Below are 6,329 nucleotides of genomic sequence, written 5' to 3'. Positions count from 1 at the left end.
CATTACTTCGGTTCGGATCATCCCGTGGCTTAAATCCCTGGCCTGGTCCAGGGTTTCTTTGTCAAGGGGCTGGTAGAAACTGGGCCATCCGGAACCGGATTCGTATTTCACCTCAGAACTGAATAAGGGCTGGCCGCAGCCGGCACAACAATAGATGCCCTTTTCGTGATGATCATAATACTTATTATGGAAAGCCATTTCGGTCCCTTTTTGCCTTAAAATGCGATAGGCCTCGTCATCCAGCATCGCTTTCCACTCTTCCTCCGACCTGACCTTTTTCTCCGCCATGATATCATCCTCCTTGGGGTTATTTTAACCCTTTTAACGCAAAGAATGAAAAAAGGAAGCTAAAAAGGAGAACAGGCTGAGGCCAGCGCGGGTCATTTAGGCGAGGTCGATCACATGCAGCCGGCGTTCTTCTTGAAGGTTTATGAATTGATCTTTAACTCGAATCATGGGGCGTTGGGGTTCGTTCTGGTTAACCAGGACTACGGAGGCGATAGAGCCATCGCTCAATTTGACCATTTCACCAGGGATGACGTTTAATACATAGGATATCAGACGCCTGGTTATAAAAGGATCGAGATGGCCCAGGCTGCGGTTGACTACTTCATCCAAGGCTTCAAATAAAGGCAGGGCTTTGCGATAGGGCCGGTCAGAGGTCAGGGCGTCAAAAACATCGGCAACCGCAATAATACGAGAGAAAATATGCAGCTTATGCCCTAAAACCTTAAAAGGATAACCACTGCCGTCAAAGTGTTCGTGATGCTGTAAAATGGCAGTAATAACCTCATTTTCGGTTAACTGCATCTCTTGAGCAATTCTAAAACCGTACAGGGGATGCTGCTGCATTTCTTTATGCTCCTGTGAGGTGAGTTGGGCGGGCTTATTGATCAGATCCATCGGTATTCGGGCTTTGCCGATGTCGTGCAATAGGGCTGCTTTGGCCAGACAGCGCAGGGATTTATTGTTTAGACCCATGCCTTCGCCCAATTTTACAGCGATGATGCTGACTGAAACCGAGTGCTTCATGGTATACTCGTCTTTCTGGCGCAAAAGCTTGATCTGGTTCAATATATTGTTAGACCCGATAATTTCAGGATAAATTAAATCAACTGTATCTTCGACCTGATTGAGGGTGATAGCATGCCCTTGAGACAAACTGAGCATGAATTCCCGGAAAGCTTCTACCGCAGTGCCAATACCAGGAAGGAGCACCGCTTTGCGCATAGCAGCCCGGTTATCGAGTTCGGTCTTTTCTTCAGCAGAGGTTTCTTCCCATAGGTAGACCTCTTCAAATCCTTTTTTCAACAGTTGCTCTATGTGACGCGGCTCGAGGAGAATATCCCTGGCTAACAGCAACCTCCCATCTTGATCATAGATATTGCGGGCCAATTTCTGATTTACCTGCAGATGTTCCAGACTCAACTTAATCACAGTACACTCTCCCTGTGCAGTGATTTCAAGGAAATTTCTATTATTATACTACAATTTTCCTAAATTTAGGTATATATCTTTCTTATTTAGGTCATTTTTAGGTCATTGTATTGTTTATTAATTACTTATCGTTTTTTTTGGCCACTGCCTATAACTGTCACAGAATAATAGTATGGTAGCTTGCGCAAAATGATATTGAGCATACCCAATAAAACCATGAAAGGAGTCTGGAAATGAATTTGAATCACATGGAATTGCAGAATCTGCGGCATCTTATCGGGGCGCATAAGAACACGGAAAAGAAATTGAATTTCTATTCCGAACAATGCCAGGATCCGCAGTGCAAGCAGATGTTCCAGCAGGCAGCCAAATCCTGCAGTCAGACTACTCAGAAACTGATGTCATTTTTAGGTTAAAGGAGAGTTGGTAATGAATAAACATCTAACTGACAAGGAAATGGTCAATGACATCCTGGCATCGACCAATGCCAGCCTAACCAAGTATGCTAACGTTATCAGTGAAACCGCCAACCATCAGCTTCGTTCAACCATCCAACAGATCCGTAATAGTGATGAACAGTTCCAGTATCAGCTCTTCCAAATGGCTGAGCAAAAAGGCTTTTACAAACCCGCGGCCCAGGTCGATACTCAAGATATCCAGACTGTTAAGTCTCAAGTTTCTTCCTGATCCTGCTCCTCTTGAAAGGAACGTTTTTCAACGTTCCTTTTTTGTTTCTGCTTTTAAAGGGTGATTGTGATATATTTAACATAAAATAACAGCAGGGGGGAAGATAATTTATGCGAAAGAAAAGCCCGATCATATTTACTGGACTCTTAATGCTACTTATGCTATTGTCACTTGCAGTCAGCGGATGCCAAAAAACTACGCCTCAACCGCCACAACCTGCTGAAAGCACCCTGATAAACCCGGTGGGCCCACTGGTTTTACCGCTAGCAGGCCTGGAAAACGGGGCGGTTAAAGGCCCGGTCACAGTCAAAGTATCTTACTGGAAAAGCAATGATGAAGCCATTGGCTTATTGACCGGTAACCAAGCTGATTTCGCGGTGTTGCCGGTCACTTTGGCGGCCAATCTATACGCCAATCAGAAGGACCTGGTGATGGTAGGCGTACACGAGTGGAAGGTGTTTTATCTGTTAGCCCGGCAGGGGGTTCAGTTTACCGACTGGTCTTCATTGAAAAACAAATCCATTCACATGCCCGTCGGCAAAGGCCAGACCGTGGACGTGCTGTCCCGATTGGGAGTGATCAGAGCCGGCCTGACTCCTGATCAAGACGTACAATTCGTATACGCTCCGCCGCAAGAAGTGGTAAGTCTTTTTCAGACCGGCAAGATAGATTTTGCCGCCTTGCCCGAACCTTACGTCACCCTGGCCATGAAAGACAACGCCGGATCCATCGTGCTTGATTATCAGAAGTACTGGGGAGAAGTCGCCGCTGTAGAACCCCGGGTTCCTATAGCCGGACTATTTGTAAAAAAGGATTTCGCCGCCAAGAATCCTCAGATGGTAAAGGATGTGGCCCAGATGCTGTCAGATTCGACTGATTGGTGCAATACTAATCCCGATGCTGCAATCGAACAGGCCCAAAATACCCTGCCGCTGCCGGCGGCAGTCATGAAAGCCTCTCTGCAGCGTACCGAATTCAAGTATATTCCCAGCGCCGAGTGCCGTGACGAAGTTAAAAAATACCTGGAAACCATTCAGCAAATTGACCCCAACTCCATAAAACAATTGCCTGATCAGGGGTTTTACGGTGAATGAAGGGATTAAGCAGAGCACTGACCGGCATCATCGTTTTCCTGGTATGCTGGCAGATTCTATCTTTTTTTATAAGTCGCGTAATTATTCCGGTACCATCAGAAACCCTGGGATTGCTGGGTGAACACCTGACCAATCCCAGGATGCTGGAGGCCGCTCTGCAAACTGCCTGGAAAGTAGGTTTAGCTCTGGTCCTGGTGCTTCTCTTAGGCATCATTGCCGGGCTTTTTTTGGGAATATCCGAGGCTTTTTATGAAATGTTCCGCCCCATCATCATGTTTATACAAGCGGTTCCGGTTGTGTCCTGGTTAACTCTGGTTATTTTTGCCTGGGGCGTAGGTTGGAGAGGTCCAGTTTTCATTACCTTCGTTTCCCTGCTGCCGACCGCCGTATTGACCACAGTCTCGGGGATGCGCAATCTGGACAAAGATCTTCTGGAAATGGCCCGTGTCTATCGGGTGCCTTTTAACAAGGTTTTCCACTACATCTACTGGGGCTCACTCTTGCCCTTTATTGCAGCTATAATCGATGTGACCATCGGGCAAGCCTGGAAAGTGGTTCTGGTATCCGAATATCTGGCCGGAGGCAGCGGACTGGGTGTGGAGATATTCAATGCCCGCATGGTGGTCGACTCAGCCGGCGCCTGGTCGGTCACACTTATGGCTTGCATATTGGGCATCACCACTGAACGTCTGGTCAAATACCTTTTAAGGAGGATGTCAAAGCGATGGGGGCCAGCATAGAGCTTAAGGGGATATACAAGGATTTTGCCGGGCTGAGGGTTCTGGAAAACTGGGATCTGGTCATTAGCCCTTCTGAAAGAATCGTAATTTTAGGGCTTTCGGGTTCAGGCAAAACCACCTTTTTAAGATTGCTGGCCGGAATCGAAGCCCCCACACGGGGACAACTCGAAGTCAACAGCCAAAAGATCGGTTTTGTCTTTCAGGAGCCTCGCCTCATCCCCTGGCGTACTATCCGGCAGAATCTACTCTTTGTAAACGATCGGGCTAATATCGATGCGTTGCTTAATAGCTTGCATCTGGAGGAATTTTCCGATTATTACCCATCCCAACTGAGCGGAGGCATGAAGCAGCGGGTCAATTTGGCCCGAGCCCTGGCAGTCTCTCCAGATTTGCTGATTATGGACGAAGCTTTCGCTTCCCTGGATTTAAAGGTCAAGGTTGACATTATGAATGATGTCATGCGGCTTTGGCAGCAACACCGCTTTACCATGGTATCAGTCACCCACGACCTCAAGGAAGCATTGTATCTTGCCGACCGGATTCTCTTGATATCCAGCCGCCCGGCCCGCATCATACAGCAGTTTCCGGTCGATCTGAGCGAACCCCGGATATTCTCCTCGCCGGAACTCTTGTCTCTGGAAGGAGATCTGCTGCGATTGGTATGTCAGGATTAAGCCTACCGTTATTATTAATATATTGTCATTTGTTTATATTGCTAAACATTTGTTTAGAGACTTCTCTTGCAGACCGGTAATAAAGGTTTACGGCGTTCCGCTCCCTATGCCGGGAAGCTCCATCACTTTCATGCCCGAAGGCAGTTCGAAAAGCGATTCCGGCAGGGCCTCGAACTTATAGTTGCTGTATTCCATCACTGTAGTGCTGTTATTGTAGGTGCTCTCGATTCGGATCGGCAGGCCATGATCTTCCCATAACCATATACGGTTGTCAACCTCATCCTGCTTATATTGAACTACCACACAATTTTTCCCGTCCAGGACCTCCTTGCCCAGCGGTTGGGTGTTTTCGTCTACGTTATCAATACTGTGCACTGGATTGATGTCTTCTGCCGGCTGCTCATCAGTGACCTTTATAGCCTGTTCATCCCCGGATGTAAACATGTAGTTGTAGCCTTTGCTGTTGCGGATGAAGATGGCGGTGCTTTGGCTCCCGGCATCAATAGTTTCCGAGCGCAGGTTATTGCCGGCAATCCACAACTTGCCCTGCAGCACACTGCCTTCATCAGGTTTGACCGCAAATTCACAGTAAACCCCGGGATGGTTTTTGCCCTGGGCCAGGATTTCTGCCAGGCTTTTAGCTTTGGCAGTACCGCTGCTCTGTATGGACACACTTTCTTTGGATGCCGGTTCCTTCTGCTCCGCTGAGCCTGACCGGCTGCAGCCAGCCAAACTGAGCAATAACAAAACCACCAGACCTATTAACATCCATCCGGGCCGGTTAAACATCTTTAGCAACCCCTTTCTGCAAACCGTTCTTCTCAAATCCCCGCCAAACTAATACACCTTTAGATTATTCGTTGCCAATCGCCTCAGTTTTGGAGTTGAAACCGTACACCGCAGATAAAGCGCCCTGAGGGCACTTCTGTAAACAATCCCCGCAGCGGATACATTCCGGGCTATTAGCCTCCCGCGCAGGGTCAACGTTCATCCGGCATTGGTTTGCACAAGTTCCGCAACCGGCACATAACTCCCGGTCGCATTTATAATGATACCAGCTAACCCGGTTAAAAAGTCCGTAAATAGCCCCGAGCGGGCATAAAACCCGGCAAAATGGCCTAAATATCATGAAGCTGACAACGATTACCGCAAACAATATCGTCATTTTGAGGACGAACAGGCTGCCGATCGCAGCCTGCAAACCCGGAACCAGACCCACCAGCGGCAGGCCTGCTTCCAATGTACCGGCCGGGCAGATATATTTACAGAAGGCCGGCACTCCCAGGCCTAAAGTACGAGCCCCTGCCAGGGGTATCCAGATTACGAAAACAAGCAGGATGAGGTACTTGCTCCAGCGCATCCATTGAGGCAGCGCCAGTTTTACAAAGGGCGCCTTGTAAAGCCATTCCTGCAGCATGCCGAAGGGACAGATCCAACCGCAGATCCAGCGCCCTAAAAATGAGCCGAACACAACCAGCCAGCCCACAACGTAAAATGACCAATTATAAAAAGGGTCGGCTAAAACGGTCTGCAGCGAACCCAAAGGGCAAGACCCTATCGCCCCCGGGCAAGAATAGCAGTTCAGAGCGGGAATACAGATCTGTTTGAGTTTTCCCCGGTAGATGTGTCCGCTGATAAAGTTCCCCATCAGCGGGTTCCACATGAAGACACTGATTAGCTGCACCCATGCTCTCATA

General features: G+C 48.3%; 9 protein-coding genes. 5 read left to right on the top strand and 4 right to left on the bottom strand.

The window, feature by feature from the left end; all coding sequences use genetic code 11:
- A partial coding sequence (msrB, locus tag B2633_RS09880) for a peptide-methionine (R)-S-oxide reductase MsrB (RefSeq protein WP_483170458.1) occupies window positions 1–288 on the bottom strand: 288 nt, incomplete at its 3' end.
- A 96-nt stretch (window positions 289–384) separates the two neighbouring features.
- Entirely contained in the window at window positions 385–1,437 is a 1,053-nt protein-coding gene (locus B2633_RS09875; RefSeq protein ID WP_483170457.1) for an HD-GYP domain-containing protein, read from the bottom strand.
- 233 nt (window positions 1,438–1,670) lie between these two features.
- Between B2633_RS09875 and B2633_RS09870 the strand changes: the two genes are divergently transcribed.
- From B2633_RS09870 to B2633_RS09850, 5 genes are all read left to right on the top strand, one after another.
- Complete coding sequence (locus B2633_RS09870; protein ID WP_481041249.1) at window positions 1,671–1,853, top strand: hypothetical protein; 183 nt, start codon at window positions 1,671–1,673, stop codon at window positions 1,851–1,853.
- 13 nt (window positions 1,854–1,866) lie between these two features.
- Complete coding sequence (locus B2633_RS09865; RefSeq protein ID WP_483170456.1) at window positions 1,867–2,124, top strand: spore coat protein; 258 nt, start codon at window positions 1,867–1,869, stop codon at window positions 2,122–2,124.
- Between the two features lie 110 nt (window positions 2,125–2,234).
- Window positions 2,235–3,218 (top strand): ABC transporter substrate-binding protein, encoded by a 984-nt coding sequence (locus B2633_RS09860; RefSeq protein WP_483170455.1) that lies wholly within the window; start codon window positions 2,235–2,237, stop codon window positions 3,216–3,218.
- A complete protein-coding gene (locus B2633_RS09855; protein WP_483170453.1) occupies window positions 3,215–3,958 on the top strand; it encodes an ABC transporter permease in 744 nt (247 codons plus the stop codon). The genes B2633_RS09860 and B2633_RS09855 overlap by 4 nt, the downstream gene beginning before the upstream one ends.
- Window positions 3,943–4,632, top strand: coding sequence for an ABC transporter ATP-binding protein (locus tag B2633_RS09850; RefSeq protein WP_483170452.1), 690 nt, complete (start codon window positions 3,943–3,945; stop codon window positions 4,630–4,632). The genes B2633_RS09855 and B2633_RS09850 overlap by 16 nt, the downstream gene beginning before the upstream one ends.
- Before the next feature lie 87 nt (window positions 4,633–4,719).
- Here B2633_RS09850 and B2633_RS09845 read toward each other — a convergent pair whose 3' ends face one another.
- Both B2633_RS09845 and B2633_RS09840 read right to left on the bottom strand, forming a co-directional pair.
- Window positions 4,720–5,400, bottom strand: coding sequence for a hypothetical protein (locus B2633_RS09845; RefSeq protein WP_483170451.1), 681 nt, complete (start codon window positions 5,398–5,400; stop codon window positions 4,720–4,722).
- Window positions 5,401–5,485: 85 nt separating this feature from the next.
- Complete coding sequence (locus tag B2633_RS09840) at window positions 5,486–6,328, bottom strand: 4Fe-4S binding protein (RefSeq protein WP_483170450.1); 843 nt, start codon at window positions 6,326–6,328, stop codon at window positions 5,486–5,488.
- Between the last annotated feature and the right edge of the window lies 1 nt (window position 6,329).

Source organism: Syntrophomonas sp. UBA1041 (assembly GCF_002316705.1).
Classification (GTDB): domain Bacteria; phylum Bacillota; class Syntrophomonadia; order Syntrophomonadales; family Syntrophomonadaceae; genus DTU019.
Note: the sequence above shows the minus strand (reverse complement) of the source record. Positions and strands in the feature narration are given on the sequence as shown.

What these genes read in the sequence shown, in the direction of transcription:
- B2633_RS09870 (WP_481041249.1), top strand. Translation starts at nt 1,671, where the DNA reads ATGAATTTGAATCACATGGAATTGCAGAATCTGCGGCATCTTATCGGG.
- B2633_RS09865 (WP_483170456.1), top strand. Translation starts at nt 1,867, where the DNA reads ATGAATAAACATCTAACTGACAAGGAAATGGTCAATGACATCCTGGCA.
- B2633_RS09860 (WP_483170455.1), top strand. Translation starts at nt 2,235, where the DNA reads ATGCGAAAGAAAAGCCCGATCATATTTACTGGACTCTTAATGCTACTT.
- B2633_RS09855 (WP_483170453.1), top strand. Translation starts at nt 3,215, where the DNA reads ATGAAGGGATTAAGCAGAGCACTGACCGGCATCATCGTTTTCCTGGTA.
- B2633_RS09850 (WP_483170452.1), top strand. Translation starts at nt 3,943, where the DNA reads ATGGGGGCCAGCATAGAGCTTAAGGGGATATACAAGGATTTTGCCGGG.
- B2633_RS09845 (WP_483170451.1), bottom strand. Translation starts at nt 5,400, where the DNA reads ATGTTAATAGGTCTGGTGGTTTTGTTATTGCTCAGTTTGGCTGGCTGC.
- B2633_RS09840 (WP_483170450.1), bottom strand. Translation starts at nt 6,328, where the DNA reads ATGAGAGCATGGGTGCAGCTAATCAGTGTCTTCATGTGGAACCCGCTG.